General features: G+C 42.0%; 15 protein-coding genes. 8 read left to right on the top strand and 7 right to left on the bottom strand.

What is annotated here, in order from left to right:
• Window positions 1-47 precede the first annotated feature (47 nt).
• The 3 genes from sbmA to E0D70_RS08425 form a co-directional block, all read right to left on the bottom strand.
• A complete protein-coding gene (gene sbmA, locus E0D70_RS08435; protein ID WP_133011828.1) occupies window positions 48-1,322 on the bottom strand; it encodes a peptide antibiotic transporter SbmA in 1,275 nt (424 codons plus the stop codon).
• A gap of 358 nt (window positions 1,323-1,680) precedes the next feature.
• Window positions 1,681-2,907, bottom strand: a complete 1,227-nt coding sequence (locus E0D70_RS08430; RefSeq protein ID WP_276312844.1) for an aspartate aminotransferase family protein — start codon at window positions 2,905-2,907, stop codon at window positions 1,681-1,683.
• Window positions 2,908-2,957: 50 nt separating this feature from the next.
• Window positions 2,958-7,781, bottom strand: a complete 4,824-nt coding sequence (locus E0D70_RS08425; RefSeq protein WP_133011826.1) for an NAD-glutamate dehydrogenase — start codon at window positions 7,779-7,781, stop codon at window positions 2,958-2,960.
• 293 nt (window positions 7,782-8,074) lie between these two features.
• Between E0D70_RS08425 and E0D70_RS08420 the strand changes: the two genes are divergently transcribed.
• From E0D70_RS08420 to E0D70_RS08400, 5 genes are all read left to right on the top strand, one after another.
• A complete protein-coding gene (locus E0D70_RS08420; RefSeq protein WP_133011875.1) occupies window positions 8,075-9,094 on the top strand; it encodes a GlxA family transcriptional regulator in 1,020 nt (339 codons plus the stop codon).
• 133 nt (window positions 9,095-9,227) lie between these two features.
• A complete protein-coding gene (locus E0D70_RS08415) occupies window positions 9,228-9,995 on the top strand; it encodes an ABC transporter ATP-binding protein (RefSeq protein ID WP_133011825.1) in 768 nt (255 codons plus the stop codon).
• 66 nt (window positions 9,996-10,061) lie between these two features.
• Entirely contained in the window at window positions 10,062-10,817 is a 756-nt protein-coding gene (locus E0D70_RS08410; RefSeq protein ID WP_133011824.1) for a transporter substrate-binding domain-containing protein, read from the top strand.
• A gap of 79 nt (window positions 10,818-10,896) precedes the next feature.
• Window positions 10,897-11,586, top strand: coding sequence for an ABC transporter permease (locus E0D70_RS08405; protein ID WP_133011823.1), 690 nt, complete (start codon window positions 10,897-10,899; stop codon window positions 11,584-11,586).
• Window positions 11,587-11,589: 3 nt separating this feature from the next.
• Entirely contained in the window at window positions 11,590-12,300 is a 711-nt protein-coding gene (locus tag E0D70_RS08400; RefSeq protein ID WP_133011822.1) for an ABC transporter permease, read from the top strand.
• A gap of 154 nt (window positions 12,301-12,454) precedes the next feature.
• On the opposite strand, the gene E0D70_RS08395 is transcribed toward E0D70_RS08400, so the two are convergent.
• The gene (locus E0D70_RS08395; RefSeq protein ID WP_133011821.1) at window positions 12,455-12,793 is read right to left on the bottom strand and encodes a P-II family nitrogen regulator; all 339 of its coding nucleotides are present in this window, start codon (window positions 12,791-12,793) and stop codon (window positions 12,455-12,457) included.
• Between the two features lie 128 nt (window positions 12,794-12,921).
• On the opposite strand from E0D70_RS08395, the gene E0D70_RS08390 reads away from it, so the two are divergent.
• A complete protein-coding gene (locus E0D70_RS08390; RefSeq protein ID WP_133011820.1) occupies window positions 12,922-13,293 on the top strand; it encodes a hypothetical protein in 372 nt (123 codons plus the stop codon).
• A 94-nt stretch (window positions 13,294-13,387) separates the two neighbouring features.
• Here the strand turns inward: E0D70_RS08390 and hemE are convergent, their stop codons facing one another.
• From hemE to E0D70_RS08375, 3 genes are all read right to left on the bottom strand, one after another.
• Window positions 13,388-14,494, bottom strand: coding sequence for a uroporphyrinogen decarboxylase (hemE, locus tag E0D70_RS08385; protein WP_133011819.1), 1,107 nt, complete (start codon window positions 14,492-14,494; stop codon window positions 13,388-13,390).
• A gap of 150 nt (window positions 14,495-14,644) precedes the next feature.
• Window positions 14,645-15,454, bottom strand: a complete 810-nt coding sequence (locus E0D70_RS08380; protein WP_133011818.1) for a DUF2927 domain-containing protein — start codon at window positions 15,452-15,454, stop codon at window positions 14,645-14,647.
• Window positions 15,411-15,947 carry an NUDIX hydrolase gene (locus E0D70_RS08375; RefSeq protein WP_133011817.1) on the bottom strand — a complete coding sequence of 179 codons (537 nt, stop codon included), beginning with the start codon at window positions 15,945-15,947 and terminating at the stop codon, window positions 15,411-15,413. Before E0D70_RS08375 ends, E0D70_RS08380 begins: the two co-directional genes overlap by 44 nt.
• A 226-nt stretch (window positions 15,948-16,173) precedes the next feature.
• Between E0D70_RS08375 and astE the strand changes: the two genes are divergently transcribed.
• Window positions 16,174-17,205 carry a succinylglutamate desuccinylase gene (gene astE / locus E0D70_RS08370; protein WP_240537039.1) on the top strand — a complete coding sequence of 344 codons (1,032 nt, stop codon included), beginning with the start codon at window positions 16,174-16,176 and terminating at the stop codon, window positions 17,203-17,205.
• Window positions 17,206-17,312: 107 nt separating this feature from the next.
• Window positions 17,313-18,308 carry a zinc ABC transporter substrate-binding protein ZnuA gene (gene znuA, locus E0D70_RS08365; protein WP_133011816.1) on the top strand — a complete coding sequence of 332 codons (996 nt, stop codon included), beginning with the start codon at window positions 17,313-17,315 and terminating at the stop codon, window positions 18,306-18,308.
• Window positions 18,309-18,323: the final 15 nt, after the last annotated feature.

Here is an 18,323-nt window from a genome sequence, read left to right as displayed (position 1 = left end):
AATTTCATACGGGCTTTTTTAATGTCTATGAGAGGGATTAAGTGGTGTTATTTACCAATAAACTCTTTATCAATCTCAGGTAAAGGCTGGTCGTTAATCGCTGCTTCAAAAGCTTTTAGGCGCTTATGAATAGACAGTAATTCCACAATGGTTGTCCAAGAATTTACTAAGAACTGGAAAGAGCTTTCAACTTGACCAAAAGCATTGGAAATTCGCTGCATTATACCTAGAGTAAAGGCACCTGCGACGATAGAAGGACCTAAAGCGATCAGTGGAATTAACACCCCAGCTTGTAGATAGCCATAACGAACAACGTTGAAATATAGGTAGTTAAAATAGAGACGAAAATAGTTTTTTCGTACATTGGCGAACAGCTCTGATAACTTAGCCGGTTCTGCACGGTCTTCGAAATCTTCCCCATAAACCAATTCTTTTCGATAAGCGGCTTCAACTCGTTGGTTTTTGAATTCCAGACCAGGTAAGCGAATACCTGCAACCGCTAATAAAGTGGTACCAATAATAGCCCAAAGAATAGCGACAAATACCAAAGCCTGAGGTACTTCTCCTATTAGAGGTAGGGAAGTCACGTAAGAAGAAAGTCCCCATAATACAGGCAAGAAAGCCAGTAAAGTCATGATGGAGTCTAAAAAGCGAACGCCAAGACTTTCTACAATACTGGCAAAGCGCATAGTATCTTCTTGGATACGTTGTGACGCCCCTTCTATTTGACGTACCTGCTGCCATTTTGACGTGTAGTAGTTATTCATCGCGGTGCGCCAGCGGAAAACATAATGGCTGACAAAAAAGTTGTTTAGAACAGAGACCGTAATGGCAACAAGTGCGATGGTTGCGAAGGTCGATAGCTCTGAATAAAATTCGGTTAACGTGATGCTGTTAGGTGCGCTTAAGGCTTTCTGGATAAGGTCGTAAAAACTACCATACCACTCGTTAATCATGACGCTAATTTGTACTTGGAACCACGTTATAAAGACGATTAAACCGGACCCTATAACAGACCATTTAGCCCATTTTTGGCCGCCGTAAGCAACCCACGCCCCGATAAAAATGGCATAACAAACAATCATGTATTGGTATAACCAGACGTCGAGTGCGACCTCTTGATTATGAGAAAAAGCCGCTTTTTCGGCGGCACTAGCACCTTGTGCTAAGGCTTCAGGAAAGTGCACATTAAACAATGAACCTAAACTTAGCGTATCGCCTAAATTTTGTACCGCAAGATACCAGCCGATAACACAGACAAGTGCCCATAAGGCAAAGCTCAAAAAGAATAACTTGGGTTTCGGGAAAAAGGATAAAAACACGGATAGTTCTCTCTTTGGCTAATTTAAAATCGAAGGGTAGGCTAAGCGATTGATCTAACAAATACTTGCCTAATAATGCTTATTTGAAGCTTAAACTAGTACCGAGTGAAGAACAATAAAACTCCCATTAAGGAAGCTGTAAACAAAGAATAAAAATGCGTGAGTTATTGGAATTGGTAAATAAGCAGCTCGAAATCGAGCATAACGTTAGCGGCGACTTAACGGTTCTATATTTCATGATTTAAAGGTAAAAAAAACGGGCCTTAGATAAAATCTAAGTCCCGATTTTTAATGTTGATTAAGTCTAATAACGCTCTCTAAGTGTTGTTACCTGAGAGTAAGAAGCGTTAGATTAATCTTATTTAGTCAGATTATGCTCTGCAGCAACTTGTGCAACAGCACGCTCTAAACGAACGAAACCTTCTGCAATATCGGCTTCAGGGATGATAAGAGATGGCGCAAAACGAACCACATCGGCACCCGCTACCAAGATAAATAAGCCTTCTTTCGTCGCAGCGTTAAGAATCGCTTTCGCTTGGCCTTTCAAACTATCAACCACTTCAGCGCCAATCAACAATCCCATACCACGAATATCTTTAAAGACATGATATTTTTTATTAATAGCCGTTAAGCCAGCAACAAAAAGATCGTGGCGTTTGTTTACTCCACTTAGTACGTCAGGCGTGTCGATAATATCAACCACGGCTTCTGCAATAGCACACGCCATTGGATTGCCGCCGTAAGTACTACCATGAGTACCAATCGCTAAGCTTTTAGCCACGTCCGCAGTTGCCAGCATGGCACCAACAGGGAAACCATTGCCCAGAGCTTTTGCTGTTGTAAGTACATCAGGTTTAACGTCTAGTTGCTCATAAGCATAGAAGGTACCTGTACGGCCAACGCCTGATTGCACTTCATCGAACACAAGCAGTGCATTATATTGATCACATAATTCACGAACTTGTTTAGCAAATTCTTTATCTGCTGGAATAATACCGCCTTCGCCTTGGATGGGTTCCATGACAACCGCGCAGGTCTTATCAGATATTAAGGCTTTTAGCTGATCAATGTTGTTGTAGTCACAGTGGCTAATGCCTGCAGGTGTTGGCTCGAAACCTTCTTTATATTTAGGTTGTCCGCCAACAGAAACTGTAAACAAGGTGCGTCCGTGGAATGATTTATTAAACGCGATAATTTCGTTTTTTTCTGGACCGTAATGATCAAACGCGTAACGGCGAGCAAGTTTAAACGCAGCTTCATTCGCTTCGCCACCGCTGTTACAGAAAAATACACGATCAGCAAATGTTTTTTCAGTCAGCTTTTTAGCTAAGCGTAACGCTGGCTCATTTGTCATAACATTTGATAAATGCCAAAGTTGGTCAGCTTGCTCGCGCATGACGTTGACTAGCGTTGGGTGTGAATGACCTAATGCCGTTACCGCGATGCCGCCAGCAAAATCAATATACTCTTTACCTTCCTTGTCCCATACGTGAGAACCTTCACCACGTACTGGAATAATCGCAGAAGGTGCGTAATTAGGAACCATTACTTCGTCAAATGTTGCTCTCGTTACTTGTTCAGTCACTTGTATACACCTCTTAAAATGGGCGGCTGTAGTGCCAGCCGCCATTTGCTTTATATCAGATTTCTCAACTCGCGAATAGCGACAGTTACCATAGCAAGTGTGAGTTCACCTCCAGATTTAATTTCTTTGAAAGTGGTTCTGTAATGCTTGATATTGTCACTATTTTGTTCGCTCCAGTAGGCCAACCTTTTGTCGAGTTCTTTGATGTCAGAACTCGACTGAATGACTTCCTGAGTGAGGGTTCTTAAACTGTTATCGACTTCGTCTCCAAGACCTGCTTTTGCACGGCGCTGCCACATATCATCCGCAGACAATTCTTGAACACTGTGGCGTAACCAATGCAGTTCTAGGTCCATCTCCAAAGCAAAGTACGTTTGTGCGACATCTAATACTTCTTTTTCAGTATTAGAGGCGACACGAATAATGTCTAATCCGTAGAAAAGGTAATGCAGAGCCGATAGCTTTTCAGCAACGTCAGCGGTAATACCTTGTGCAATGAGATCAGCATTAATTTCTGCTAAATGCGCTTGGCTAGGTTCTGTTAGAATCGCCTGCATATTGGCACGAATAATTTCAACACCCGGTTTGTAAGTGTCTTTCAAGCGTTGAATAGACAGACTTTCACGAGTATTGCGTAGCAACCAAAGCGTAGCTCGTTCTAATAACGCCTGAATGCGGATTAACAAACCATTTAAGACAGTATTAGGTACTTGGAAATCCAAGCTATTAATTCCGTCCCATAGCGATGAAATATCAAAAATATCTTCCGCAGCCATATAAGCGCGAACAAGATTCAGAGCCGATGCGCTGGTTTCTTCTTGCACATAAGTACTGAATGTTGGCCCCATTCGATTGCCAAGGTTATTCGTTACATGGCCGGCAATGATTTCTTGTGCCAATGGGTGCGACGCCATTTGATCGCCAAAGCGTTTGCTTAGTTCTTTCGGGAAGTACTGATGGATTTGGTTTATCAAATCTTCATCTTCGCCAATATTATTTTCAACCAACTGCTCTGATAACTTAATTTTGGAATAAGCCAATAATACAGAAATCTCAGGGCGGGTTAAGCCTTGATGTTTGTTCAAGCGTTTTTTGATTTGTGCATCGCTTGGTAAAAACTCAATGTCACGATTGAGTCGACCTTCTCGAACCAGCGATTGGATTAAGCGCCAGTGATCAGCCAAACGTTCGGGTGCTTGAGCATTGGCTAAGGACAATACATGGCTTTGTCCTAAGTTATGATGCAGAACAAGATGACCAACTTCGTCTGTCATTTGAGCAAGCAAAGTATTACGTTGCTTCTCTGTCATATCGCCATTTTCGACAACACGGTTAAGTAATATCTTGATGTTTACTTCATGGTCAGAGCTGTCTACGCCTGCGGAGTTATCGATGGCGTCTGTGCTGATTAAGCCGCCACTTTGCGCAAACTCAATACGGCCAAGTTGTGTTAAGCCAAGATTACCGCCTTCGCCAACTATTTTACAGCGCAGTTCTTTACCATTAACGCGCAGTGAGTTATTACCGCTGTCTCCAACGTCCGCGTGTGTTTCGCTTTCTGCTTTGACGTAAGTACCGATACCACCGTTCCAAAGCAGATCTACTTCCGCTTTTAGAATGGCATTAATCAAGTCTGTTGGTGCCATAGACTTGGTATTGCCTTCGATGCCCAGTGCTTTACGAATATCTGCATTAATCGGAATAGATTTCGCAGAACGGTTAAATATGCCGCCGCCTTTTGATATCAACTCTTTGTTGTAATCTTCCCATGATGAGCGCGGTAATTTAAACATACGCTGGCGTTCTTCAAAGGAACTAGCAACATCCGGTGTAGGGTCAATGAAAATGTGCATATGGTTAAATGCAGCGATGAGACGGATATGTTTAGACAACAGCATGCCGTTGCCAAATACATCACCGGCCATATCGCCCACACCAACCGCCGTAAAGTCAGTGGTTTGGCAATCTATGCCAATTTCTTTGAACTGACGTTTAACCGATTCCCAAGCGCCGCGAGCGGTGATACCCATTTTCTTATGGTCATAACCGTTGGAACCACCAGAAGCAAAAGCGTCGCCTAACCAGAAACCATATTGTTCAGAAATGCTGTTAGCGAGATCTGAGAAGGTGGCGGTGCCTTTGTCAGCAGCAACAACTAAGTATGGGTCGTCTTCGTCGTAACGTTCAACAGACAGAGGTGCAACCACTTCGTTTTGTACTAGGTTATCGGTGATGTCTAACAAGCCACTGATAAAGGTGGTGTAACAACGAACGACTTCCGCTTGAACTTCTTCGCGAGAGGCATTTTTCTTAAGCTGTTTGGCAACAAAGCCACCTTTTGCACCGGATGGCACAATGACGGCGTTTTTCACCATTTGCGCTTTTACAAGACCAAGGACCTCAGTACGGAAATCTTCCATACGATCTGACCAACGCAAGCCACCACGTGCGACTTTACCGCCACGCATGTGAACACCTTCAACCCAAGGAGCGTAAACGAAGATCTCAAATTTAGGGCGAGGCAGTGGCACCGCAGGAATCAAAGAAGGGTCTAATTTGAAAGACACGTAATCTTTAATTTCGCCATTGACATCAGGTTGGTAGAAGTTAGTACGAATCATCGCCTGAATGACAGACAAGTAATGTTTCAGAATGCGATCTTCGTCCAAGTTCGCCACTTGATCCAATTCTAGATCAATTTTCTCAAGCAGTTTCTGTACTTTTTCATCGCGTTTAGCCGTTAGGCTAGGATCGAAACGTTGTTCAAATAATTGCACTAATAAACGCGCAATGCTGGCGTTCTTTTCTAGCGTTTGTTGCATGTACTGTACTGAGAAGGGTACTTGTAACTGCATTAAGTATTTGGTCAATGCGCGCAGCATAGTGACTTGGCGCCACGTCAAAGAGGCATCCAATACTAGGGCGTTAAAGCGGTCATTCTCAATACGACGGCTAAAGACTTGGTTGAATGCATCTTGGAAAGCCAAACGTTGTGCACTTTTCTCAAGATTTACGTCGGCATCCACACTAATGGCAAATTCTACAATCCAAGTGTTTTTGATGTTTTCTTCGTGATTGTCTAATTCGTAAGGGCGCGCTTCAAGAACGCGTAATCCCATACATTCAAGGATCGGCAATACATCAGACAGTACTAAAGACGTACCAGAGCCGTAGACTTTAAAGAAGTAGTTGTTTTTGTTTTGACCCACTTGGCGGTATAGGTGAGTACTAATGTCGCCTTCACCGGCTAAAGAGTTAAGACGCTCAATATCTAAAACAGCCGTGTTTGGAGAAAAATCTTCACGGTAAGCCGCCGGTAAGTAATGGGCGTATTGAGAAAAGAGGGTGTTGCCCGTCTCTTCACCATTGCTGGTTTGTAATGCGGCTAGGAGCTTGTCTTCCCATGAACTCATCGCCTCTTGCATCTTACGTTGGATGTCTTCCACGTCGATAGAAGGGCTGTTCTGTGGATCAGCGATTTGAATAGTGAAGTTGACCCGGGCCAATACCAGCTGAGAAAACTGAACATTAAACTCAGAGCTTGTCCCATTGCAGGCATTCATCAAGATGCCTTGCATATGAACACGCAATTCAGTGTTGTAACGGTCACGAGGTACATATACCAAGGCGTTTAAGAAGCGGCCGTAAATATCTTTGCGCAAGAATACACGTAATTGACGGCGTTCTTGAATTGCCAAGATGCTTTCGATTGTATCGTACAATTCCGCCACTGGAGCTTGCAGCATTTCATCGCGCGGGTAGCTATTTAGAATGTGCTTAAGGTTCTTGCCTTTATGGCTATTCGGATCCACATTTGCACGCTCAATAATATGATCGAGCTTTTTACGCAATAAAGGAATATCTTGTAGACGAGCAACATACGCGGCAGAAGAATACAAACCGAAGAAGCGCCATTCACCAATAACCTTGCCTTGTTTATCGAAACGTTTCACCCCTAAATAATCTAGGTGAACAGGGCGGTGAACGGTGGATATCGCGGTTGATTTTGTCAAAATAAGCACGTTTGTGCTGTCTATTGCCAATTCGGCTAGGCGATTATTAAGAATAATATCGCGCTTGACCTTTTTGTCATTCACATCGCGGAACGTGCCAAGACCTGATCCGTTAACTAATTTAAGATGCGTTTCTTCTTTTTCGACAACGAGGTCATAGGCGCGAAAACCAATAAATGTAAAATGGTTGTTGGACACCCAGCGTAAAAAATCAAGGTTCTCCTGGTGTTCTGCATTGCCTTTTAAATGAACAATTTTTTCAGATTCACTGATGATTTCATTTAGATTTGTGCGCATCGTAGGCCAGTCAGTAACGGCTTTTTTGACATCGATTAAGCTTAAAAGTAGTTCGTCTTTTATTTCATCTAATAAATTGGTATCAGACAAGTGATCAATCTCAAAGCGCATTAGGGCTTCATGAGATTCGACAGGACCATCTACATTGATAGATTGCAGATCGCCTTTTTTATTACGAGTAGTAGAAATTACCGGATGAGCGGTTAAATGAATGGTATGACCCAAACGTACCAATGCCATATTGAAAGAGGAGACGAGGAAAGGCATATCATCGGTTAAAATTTCGATAACAGTGTGTGTTGAATGCCAGCTATGCTCTTCATAGTTTGGGTTATAAACACGAACCTTAGGCTCGGAACCGGATCGTTGTTGTAAAAAATCCCATAGGCATACAATGGTGCCATATAAGTTTTCGATGGATTCGTTCACCATGTCTTCCGTTAATGAATCTTGGAAGTATGAATGGGTCAGATGAACGAGATTTTTAGCTTCGTTAGCACTAAAGTTATCTCGGATTTCAGCTTCAATTCGGTCGATTAATTCGCATTTTTTATTATCAGTCATTAGAACTCATCCTCATGAGTGGTGTTCTTTATAAAACGAGTTGTCATAGCAAGATCACAAAAGTACTGTATTAGGACTGCAAAGTGATTATTATGAAAACTAGTCTCCTTTGAAAGGGGTTAATTTTTGTAATAGCGACATTTAGTTCTCTTATTTGAATGTTTTTAATAAATAGAGCTTGATTCAAACAGGAAAACCCTTTGTTATCCATTTTAAACGAAATAAACTTCTTTTTTACTCACTGATCGCAGGATAATAATTTGTACAAGAGTGAATTTGCATCGAGAGAAATCATGCAGGCGAGTAAAAAACCACAAAAATACGGTTTTTTGCTGCTACCCAACTATTCAATGCTAGGTTTTTCTTCCGCTATAGAAACTTTGCATATGGCAAATTGGGTAACAGGAAAAGACTTATATCGTTTCTGTACGATTGGTCATGGAGGGAGTGAAATCCTCTCAAATACAGGCGTTACAACGCATACTGACTACCTAACAGTGGACACACCTAAGGATCTGGATGCTATTTTTGTGTGTGGTGCCTCACCTGTGACACAAAACGAAAGTCAAACTTTAGAAAATTGGTTGAAAAAACAAGCGCAAAAGCAGATTCATCTTGGTGGACTTTGCACTGGAAGCTACTTATTGGCCAAAGCTGGGCTGTTAAATGGTTACCGCGCGACCATACATTGGTGGAATATTGCCAATTTACGCGATGAGTTTCCCGATACGATTGTATCGAGCCATCTTTTTGAAGTTGATCGTGACCGGTTTACTTGCAGTGGCGGAACGGCAGCGATGGATATGATGCTGTTTCTAATTGGCAAACAGCATGGCATGACGTTGGCAAGTACGATATCTGAGCAGTTTGTTTGCGAGCGAATTCGGACTCACGATGACCCTCAGCGAATTCCATTGCAGGCTCGTATTGGGACAGGCCAGCCAAAATTGGTTGAAGCCGTGCAATTAATGGAAGCGAATATTCGAGAGCCTTTATCTTCTGATGATATTGCTTATCATGTGGGTGTCTCTCGACGTCATTTAGAACGGTTATTTAAACAGAATTTGAGTGCAGTGCCCTCTCGATACTATTTAGAGCTACGACTACAGCATGCAAAACAAATGCTAGTGCAGACGGATAAGTCGATTACAGAGATTGGATCAGAGTGCGGATTCACCACCGCGCCCCATTTTAGTACAACGTATAAAAGCTTTTTTGGGTTGTCTCCAAGGGCTGAAAGAAAGAATTTGCAAATTAAGGTGAGTCAACCTGATCAAACCGACAGGAAAAAAAGACAATTGTGGAAAAAATAATTTAAAATACGTTCAATGGGTTGTTTTGAGCTACGAATGATTTTTTTTCGTGCTCATCGGAAAACTGGAACAGTATTTGAATGTGCTATTTTCGTACTTGAAAATAAAAACGATATATAAAAAGGTAATAAACATGTCGAAAGTCCCAGCTCTAGAGCTAATAGACATTCATAAGACGTTTGGTGATGTAGAAGTGCTTAAGGGTATTTCACTTAAAGCCTATGACGGTGATGTTATTTCTATTCTTGGATCAAGTGGCTCAGGAAAAAGTACATTTTTGCGTTGCATCAATATGCTGGAAAATCCAACCCAAGGAGAGATCATTTTTAATGGCGAATCCTTGAAGTTGACTCCTGGTGGAACCGACTTGGTTCCTGGGGATATGAAGCAACTGACGAAAATGCGTCAACAAATTGGTTTTGTTTTCCAAAGTTTTAACTTGTGGCCACACATGACTATTTTGCAAAATGTCATGGAAGGTCCAGCTCATGTGCTTAAGCGTCCACGACGTGAAGTGATTGAATACGCAGAGCATCTACTGGATAAAGTGGGCATCGCAGATAAAAAAGACATGTATCCAAACCAATTGTCTGGTGGTCAGCAGCAGCGTGTTGCGATTGCTAGAACCTTGGCGATGGACCCGCAAGTCATTTTGTTTGATGAACCTACTTCGGCGCTTGATCCAGAATTAGTGGGCGAGGTGTTAGGTGTCATGCGTAAATTAGCTGATGAAGGCAGAACCATGCTAATCGTAACTCACGAGATGAATTTTGCTCGAGAGGTATCCAGCGAGGTGGTGTTTCTTCATCAGGGTGTGGTTGAAGAAAAAGGCACACCAAGTAAAGTCTTTGGATCTCCAGATTCAGAGCGATGCAAAGCGTTCATATCAAGTGTGTTTTAGAAAAAAGACTAAGCAGCTGTTTGGTCGCAGAAATGAAAAAAATAATTATTCACTAAGGAATCTTTCATGAAATTAAAAACTATTATAATCGGGTCGGCTCTTTTTGTTGGTGCTGCACTAACAGGTGTTTCTGCTCAAGCAGCAGAAAAAATTCGTTTTGCTACAGAAGGTGCTTGGGCACCTTTCAACTACATTGATTCCGCTGGCAAGCCACAAGGTTTTGATGTCGATATTGCTCACGCACTGTGTAAGCAAATGAAAGCAGATTGTGAAGTGGTTACTCAGGATTGGGATGGTCTTATTCCTGGTCTGAAAGTACGTAAATTCGATGCTATTATCGCGTCTATGTCCATCACGCCTGATCGTGAGAAAGTCGTTGATTTCACAAACAAATACTACTCTGGCGGTTTGCGTTTCTTAGGTCGCACTGGAGAAAAATTTGATCTTAAGAATTTAGACGGCAAAACGATTGGTGCACAGCGTGCAACACTTGCCGCGCAATATTTGGAAGATCACTACACAGGCAAAGCAAAACTTAAGTTTTATGACAACCAAGACAATGTTTACCTAGATCTAGTATCTGGCCGTCTTGATATCGTATTGTCTGACGAACTGCCTACTTACAACTGGTTGAAAACATCAGGCAACGGCAAAAAATTCGATTTTAAAGGCGCTGCCTTCATGAAAAATGACAAAATCGGTATTGCTGTTCGTAAAGGCGATAAGTTAAAAGATAAATTAAATGAAGCACTAAAAGAAATTTTAGCGAACGGTACTTACCAAAAAATCAACGCTAAATACTTCCCATTTTCTATCTACTAAACAATAGAAAATCGACATACCCTTTGGCTCTGTTACTGAGTCAAAGGGATTGTTTTCTGCTTAATTCTGAGAAAAAAATATGATTGATCTTCATGGATTCGGTCATCAGCTGTTACAAGGCGCATTGGTCACGGTAGAGCTTGCTCTTGCTTCTTTAGTTGTTGGTCTTGTGCTTGGTTTATTAGGCGCCGCCGCTAAGTTATCGTCAATAAAACCGCTACAGTGGATTGCGAATATCTATACGACCTTGATTCGGGGTATTCCGGAATTATTGACAGTATTGATTATTTATTTTGGTGCTACGTCCGTGTTAATGGCGATTGCCAGTGTGTTTGGTTACGACAAATATATTGAAATAGGTCCGTTTGCTGCCGGTGTAACGGCGCTAGGATTGACGTTTGGTGCTTACGCGACAGAAGTGTTTCGTGGTGCTTTACAGTCTATTCCTAAAGGACAGGATGAAGCAGCCGTCGCATTAGGGATGGGGCCAGCTCGTAAGTTTTATCGAATAATTTTACCGCAGGTTTGGCGGATTGCTTTACCAGGTTTAGGTAATTTATTTTTAGTATTGCTAAAAGATACAGCATTGGTGTCTATCGTTGGTCTAGAAGACATTATGCGTAAGGCTAATATTGCAGTGAGTAGCACTAAACAGGCTTTCTTGTTCTATCTAGTGGCTGCTTTTATGTATCTGGCATTGACCGTAGTTTCTATGGTTGTGGTTTCTTATTTGGAAAAGCGCGCACGTCGTGGCTTAACAAGAGGGTAGACGATGGATTTCTCAGTAATCGTAGAATACTTCCCTCGTTTATTAGAAGGGGCTTGGGTTAGTTTACAATTGGTTATCTTGTCGATTGTACTAGGCGGAGCTTTAGCATTACCGGTAGCGTTAGCACGCATTTCTCCTGTGCTATGGATACGCGCGGTACCATTTGCTTATATCTTCTTTTTTCGCGGTACGCCGTTGTTGGTACAGATTTTCTTAGTTTATTATGGCGCGTCACAATTTGATGCCGTTCGCGATAGTTTTCTATGGCCAATTTTGCGAGAGCCATTTTGGTGTGCAATTATTGCCTTTACCTTAAATACTTCTGCTTACACGGCAGAGATATTTCGTGGCGCTATTCAGGCGATTCCACAGGGTGAAGTGGAAGCCTGTAAAGTGGTTGGTATGAGCAAAGCACAAATGTATCGTCGTGTACTGTTACCACGTGCATTTGGTATAGTGTTGCCTGCTTACGGTAATGAAATTATCTTGATGTTAAAAGGCAGTGCCTTGGCCAGTACCATCACGATTTTGGATTTGACCGGTATGGCGCGAACCATTATTGCTAGAACGTATACGCCAATGGAAATATTCCTAGCAGCGGGTGTTATTTATCTAGCGATTAGCATTGTTATTATTGCTATTTTCCGTCAGATAGAAAAACGTCAAAATCGCTATTTGGGAACAGTATCCATTAAGGTGCCAAATAAAGGTTAATCCACTACGTGGACGGATCAGTATAAAAATGGTGGTGTGAGGTGTTTTACCAAACGCCACCATAAAAAAAAGAGGCTCAGCCTCTTTTTTTTATGGTGATTTGCATTGTGCTTTTTTGTTCAGACAATACCTTTAGGGCTAAACAGCGAGACGCTTAGATCGCATCGGCACCTGTTTCACCGGTACGGATACGGATAATCTGTTCGAGATCGGTAACAAAGATCTTACCATCGCCAATTTTTCCTGAGTTTGCGCTGTGTTGGATTGCTTCAATAGCACGTTCCATTTGATCAAGATCAACAGCAAGTTCGAGTTTCACTTTTGGAAGAAAGTCGACAACATACTCTGCACCTCGGTATAGCTCAGTGTGACCGCGTTGGCGACCAAACCCTTTTACTTCAGTGACGGTAATACCACTAATACCTATCTCAGATAACGCTTCGCGTACCTCATCTAATTTAAAAGGCTTAATAATGGCGGTGATTAACTTCATTGTTTTTTCTCCATACAAGTAAATATGCATTGTTTAAGTAAAAGTAACACTCTCGTGTAAAACTCGCTACTGACGAATCCGTTATGGTCTATATTAGTTATCCCACTGATGGATCGTTGAGGTGTAATATGCAAAATAATGACTCTTTTCTTGTCTTCAAGTCTGAAGTAGAAGGATTTATGGCACGCTTAATCCAGAGTTTACAGAAAGTGGCCAAGATGCATTTTACCAGAACCTCAGCGCCGCAGAATTTAATGAGTTTTTCTGTTCAAAACAGCAGCATGGATCTTCAACTTAGATTTGTTGTGATCGGCCAAGGAAACGACATGACACTAGGTCGATTGTCTTGGTTAGACCAAAGAGGCTATGACCACGTTTGTTGTTATGTAAATGATGACTTTAAATGTATGAAACGTACAGGAAATGGCGTTTGGTGTGAGCAAAATAAACGCGTAGACGAAGCCTGTACCCATCGTTTATTAGCCATCAAAGCCGCTTAACGCAAGATTGTAGAATAAAAAAAGCGCCTGCTTTAATCGCTATTAAAGCAGGCGCCTTTTTTTGTGCTAGCAAAATCACATCGTCAAATTGACGTTATGAATCCAAGTCATTTAATGAGTCTAGGTCATCGAATTTTTGTTCGTGGTATTTTGCGCTAAGTTCGTGAACCGCGTCGATCATGTATTTCGGTTGATCAGGGTCTACAAATTGATGAATACCATGGCCCAGATTGAAGACATGCCCGGTGCCATGACCAAACCCTTCTAATACCGTTGCCACTTCTCTTTCGATAATGGCTTTATCCGCATAAAGCACACATGGGTCCATATTGCCTTGAAGTGCGACCTTATCACCAATGCGTGCACGAGCTTCAGCTATGTCGGTTGTCCAGTCCAGGCCGATAGCATCAGGCCCAGTAGCGGCGATGTTTTCTAGCCATTGTCCGCCGTTCTTGGTGAATACAATGACTGGAATTTGTTGACCTTCATGATTGCGGATCAAACCATCCATAATTTGTTTCATATACATCAGTGAAAATTGTTGGTACATAGGGCCGCTTAGTACGCCGCCCCAAGTGTCAAAAATTTGAACCGCTTGAGCGCCAGCAAGAATCTGGCCGTTAAGATACGCCGTAACAGATTGAGCAAGCTTATCTAATAATGCGTGAAGGACTTCTGGAGACTGGTACATCATCGCTTTGATATGGCGGAAATCTTTACTTGAACCGCCTTCAATCATATAGGTTGCGAGAGTCCATGGGCTGCCAGAGAAGCCAATTAACGGTACGCGACCATTTAGGGCATGACGAATCGTCGTGACGGCTTTCATCACGTAATCTAAATCGTTAGCCGTGGTGATAGGCAGGGCGTCAACGTCTGCTTTTGAGCGAATGGTATGCTTGAATTTTGGACCTTCACCGGTTTCAAAGTACAGACCTAAGCCCATAGCATCAGGAATGGTTAGAATGTCTGAAAATAGAATGGCAGCATCTAGCTCATAACGTTCAAGTGGTTGAAGTGTTACTTCGCAGGCGAAAGCATCATTTTTACATAGGCTCAAAAAATCGCCAGCGTGTGCACGACTTGCTCGATACTCTGGTAAATAGCGACCTGCTTGACGCATCATCCATACTGGCGTTACATCAACAGGCTGCTTGAGTAGGGCACGCAAGAAGCGATCATTTTTGAGCTCAGGAAACATTCAGACTCTCCGATTAGTTCTTTGGTGAGGGTATTTTACCTAACTTGCTTAGTAAAAGTAGATTCAATAAATACAATTTATGGGAAGTTATGTAAAAAAGACTGAGAAGTTGATTTATCTCATACTTTCTTACGATGATCTAAAGTCCGATTAGTCTCCTACATAGCTCCGTAAACTGTCAATTTGTACGCGACTGGCTGCATTTTCAATATCGCCGGAAGCATGTAAGTCTTTGAGTACCTTGGGAAAGGCGGCTTTGGTTTGTTTTACTGTCATCCCAGGTCTGAGGTGAGGCGAATAAAGTGCCTTTAGTAAAATATAATCTAATGGGCTTAAATAAGTATCGATACTGACGTCATTAAACACAGAAGGAAATACATCGTTTGAATCGTTAGGTAAGCCCAGTGTTTGGGTTATTTCTTCAACGACGCAATCAAGCAAACGTGCTTTTTCTCTTGCGAAATCTACAGGAATGATAATAACCGCCCGAGTTATTTCGGAGCGCTTATTGGTACGAAAGTTACCCAAACAAACGGCTTCATTTAGTGCTTTACGGATTTTCTCTGGATCACCAATATAGGTTCGAACCTTATCTTCTATGGTGTTATAAGAGGTAAATATTATTAAAATCCCAGCGTCTTTTGCGTAGGGTGTAAAGCTGATAGGCATACCTGAAATATGGGCAAGATGCTGCATCTGTATGGTGAGTAGGTTGCGTTGAAGTTGAGCATCGCCCATATCGCTTTTGAAAAATACCTTAATGGGCTTTTCCCAGCGAATGAGTTTGGGGTGTTTGGACTCTTTATACTCGCGCTCCAGTGCTATTTTGATAAAGCTCTGTTGTATATAAGCGTCTGTCTGCCAACGTTCTTGAGCAACCGCTTTGCCGGATAAAAGCAAAGCGACAAGCATAATGTTAGGCAGGATCGCTTGGCAGCGGTTGAGTAAGTTTGTTTGCATAGTGTCGTAAGGCATCCAAAGAGTCTGGTGTGAAAAGCAAATTATCTGGGTTTTCTAGTATGTTATTTATACTCATTTCGTGGATAGATGCCACTTCTTTAGCTTGAAGTTTGAGTTCACCATCACGCTTCTCATCATAGCAACAGGTATAAATTTTCCCCCAAATTCTAAAGCTTTCTCCTTCAGTAAAAAAAATACCTTGAGAAGTAAGTGGCAAGTCTATACCGAGCTCTTCTTCCAGTTCTCGGTGAGCAGAGTCAATATAAGATTCTCCACTATCGACAACGCCCCCCGTCGAGACGCCATAGTAACCGGGGCAAAAAGCCTTGTTGTCAGTGCGTTTTTGGACGATTAAATGACCACTTTTATTAAACACTAAAATGTAGGTGACTCGGTGATAATCTTCTCCAAAATTCATCAAACGGCGAGGAATTTCTCCAATGACAGTATTGTGTTTATCCACTAAAGTGATGATTTCGTCGGTGGTGGGCATAAGGGTCTCGGAATGTAAAAGGATGTGTCAGAACAAAGGGTATCGGCATTTTTAATGAAAGAAAAGGATTGCTGCTAGAGTCTGCTGTCTAAAAGTCGACCTTAACTTTTCTTTCAGGTCTTTTGGGTATCTGAGAAAGGGATACTAACGAGTAAAAAAGGTATGATAGAGCAGCCTAATTTGTTTTTTTATTTAGATATTTAAGACTCTTCAATAAGCCGTTTTAATGGAAACTATGATGATCCCTGATAATGATTTTCTTGCTCTGACCCTAAAAAATCCTACTGCTCTTACTCCTTTTGAGGTGGCTTTTTCCAGCGGCGTTGGTTTTATTGAGGAAACAGGGATTTTAAGATTGGAGCCTAAGCAAAAGTCCGACATTAATCTCGTGTTATCCGTGGGCATTCATGGCAACGAAACAGGCCCTATTGAACTGGTTAATCAATTGGTGAAAGCCATTTTGGAAGATCGTCTTGTTTTGAACGTTCGTCTTTTAGTGATTATTGGCAACCCTGTTTCAGCCAACATTGCTGAGCGTTTCTGTGATGTTAACTTAAATCGATTGTTTAGCGGAGCATGGCGCAACCATGAGGGTATTGAAGTGCCCAGAGCTCAGCGATTGGAGCAAGCGGTAACGAGTTTTTTCAATGAAAGCCCTAAAGGAAGCCAGCGTCTTCATTATGATCTGCATACCGCCATTCGCGGCTCTGAGTACGAAAAATTTGTCGTATATCCTTTTATTGGTGACGCGGCATACGATAAAGAGCAGTTGGCGTTTTTGGCGGCATCAGGCATTGATGCGGTGCTGTTATCTCATCAGCCTACGACCACATTTTCGTATTACTCTTCAGCTGTACATGGTGCTCATGGGTTCACGGTTGAACTAGGCAAAGTATATCCTTTTGGTGAAAACGATTTATCTCGTTTTGATAGTATTAAACACACTCTGACATCACTTATCAGCGATGGCTTTTTTCAATCAGACGCGGTTCAGTTAGACAATCACCCAATGAAATTGTTTGTCGTACAGGACGCCCTGTTGAAAGACCATGAAGATTATCAACTGACTATTTCTGACGACGTTAAAAATTTTACCGAGTTTGAACAAGGTTATGAATTGGCGCATTCTTCTAAAAGTCAGTATTTAGTTAAAGCGACGGGTGATGCGATCATTTTCCCTAATACCAATGTGCCGATTGGCCAGCGTGCCGGTTTGGTAGTGCGCCCAATTACCTTAAATTCTTTGCAACTTAAGTAGAGTGAGTAGGTTTAATCTTTAGATAACTTTGTTAAACCTACTTGAAACTAGCTCGTTAATTTTGTAATGTTACGTTATAACATTTATTTAAGAGTGATTTAACAACAATGAATAAGCTTCTGGTTGCCTTGAGTGTGTCTGTATTGTCTCCGGTTTTGTTTGCTAAACCTACGATAGTTACCAGTATTAAACCGGTATCTATGGTGGTTGCTGCTATTGCTGGTGATCGTGCGAATATAGAGCAAATTGTTTCTAGTACTGCTTCTCCCCATGACTTTGCGTTACGTCCTTCTGACCTTAGAAAAATCAACCAAGCTGATACTGTCGTTTGGGTGGGTGAATCTTTGGAACGTTTCTTAGAGAAACCATTAGAAAATGCGGGGAAAGAAAAATCGTCGATTGAATGGTTGGCGTTAAAAGGCATGACCTTACAAGAATTTGATAAAGGTCATGAAGAAGAACATCACGAAGAGCACGTAGGTCATGATGAACATGCAGACCATGATGATCATGCAGATCACGAAGAGCATCATGACGGAGATATGGACCATGATGAACATGCCAGTCACGAAGAAGGGCATCATCATGAAGGCGTCAATCCTCATGTTTGGTTATCACCAAACAATGCCAAAGTTCTTGCTGAAGCAGTAACAAAACGATTAGTCGCTCTAGACTCAGCAAACGCTAGCTATTATCAACAAAACCTCGTTACCTTTGAAAAAGGGTTAGCGAAAAAAGATGCAGAAATTAAAGCCTCTTTAGCGTCTGTTAAAAATGTACCTTATATCGTATTCCATGATGGTTATGGCTACTTTGAGCAGCACTATGGCTTAGACCATGTTGGGGAAGTGACAGTGAGCCCAGAGCGTAAACCTGGTGCGAAAAAAGTGGCCGAACTGCGTGACATGATTAATGATCACAAGGTGCAATGTGTTTTTAGTGAGCCGCAATTTAGTCCTGCTATCGTCAAAACATTGTTAGAAGGCACTAAGGTTAAATCGGTTCCTCTAGACCCATTAGGAACAGACATAGTGATGAATCGTGGTGCTTATCTGGCCTTTTTGACAGAAATTAGCGGCCAGTTCATGAGCTGCCTTCGTTAAGCGGTTACGACATCA

It is taken from the genome of Marinomonas flavescens (assembly GCF_004352835.1).
Lineage (GTDB): Bacteria > Pseudomonadota > Gammaproteobacteria > Pseudomonadales > Marinomonadaceae > Marinomonas > Marinomonas flavescens.
The sequence above is the reverse complement of the archived record's forward strand: the minus strand, read 5'-3'. Positions and strand labels throughout refer to the sequence as shown.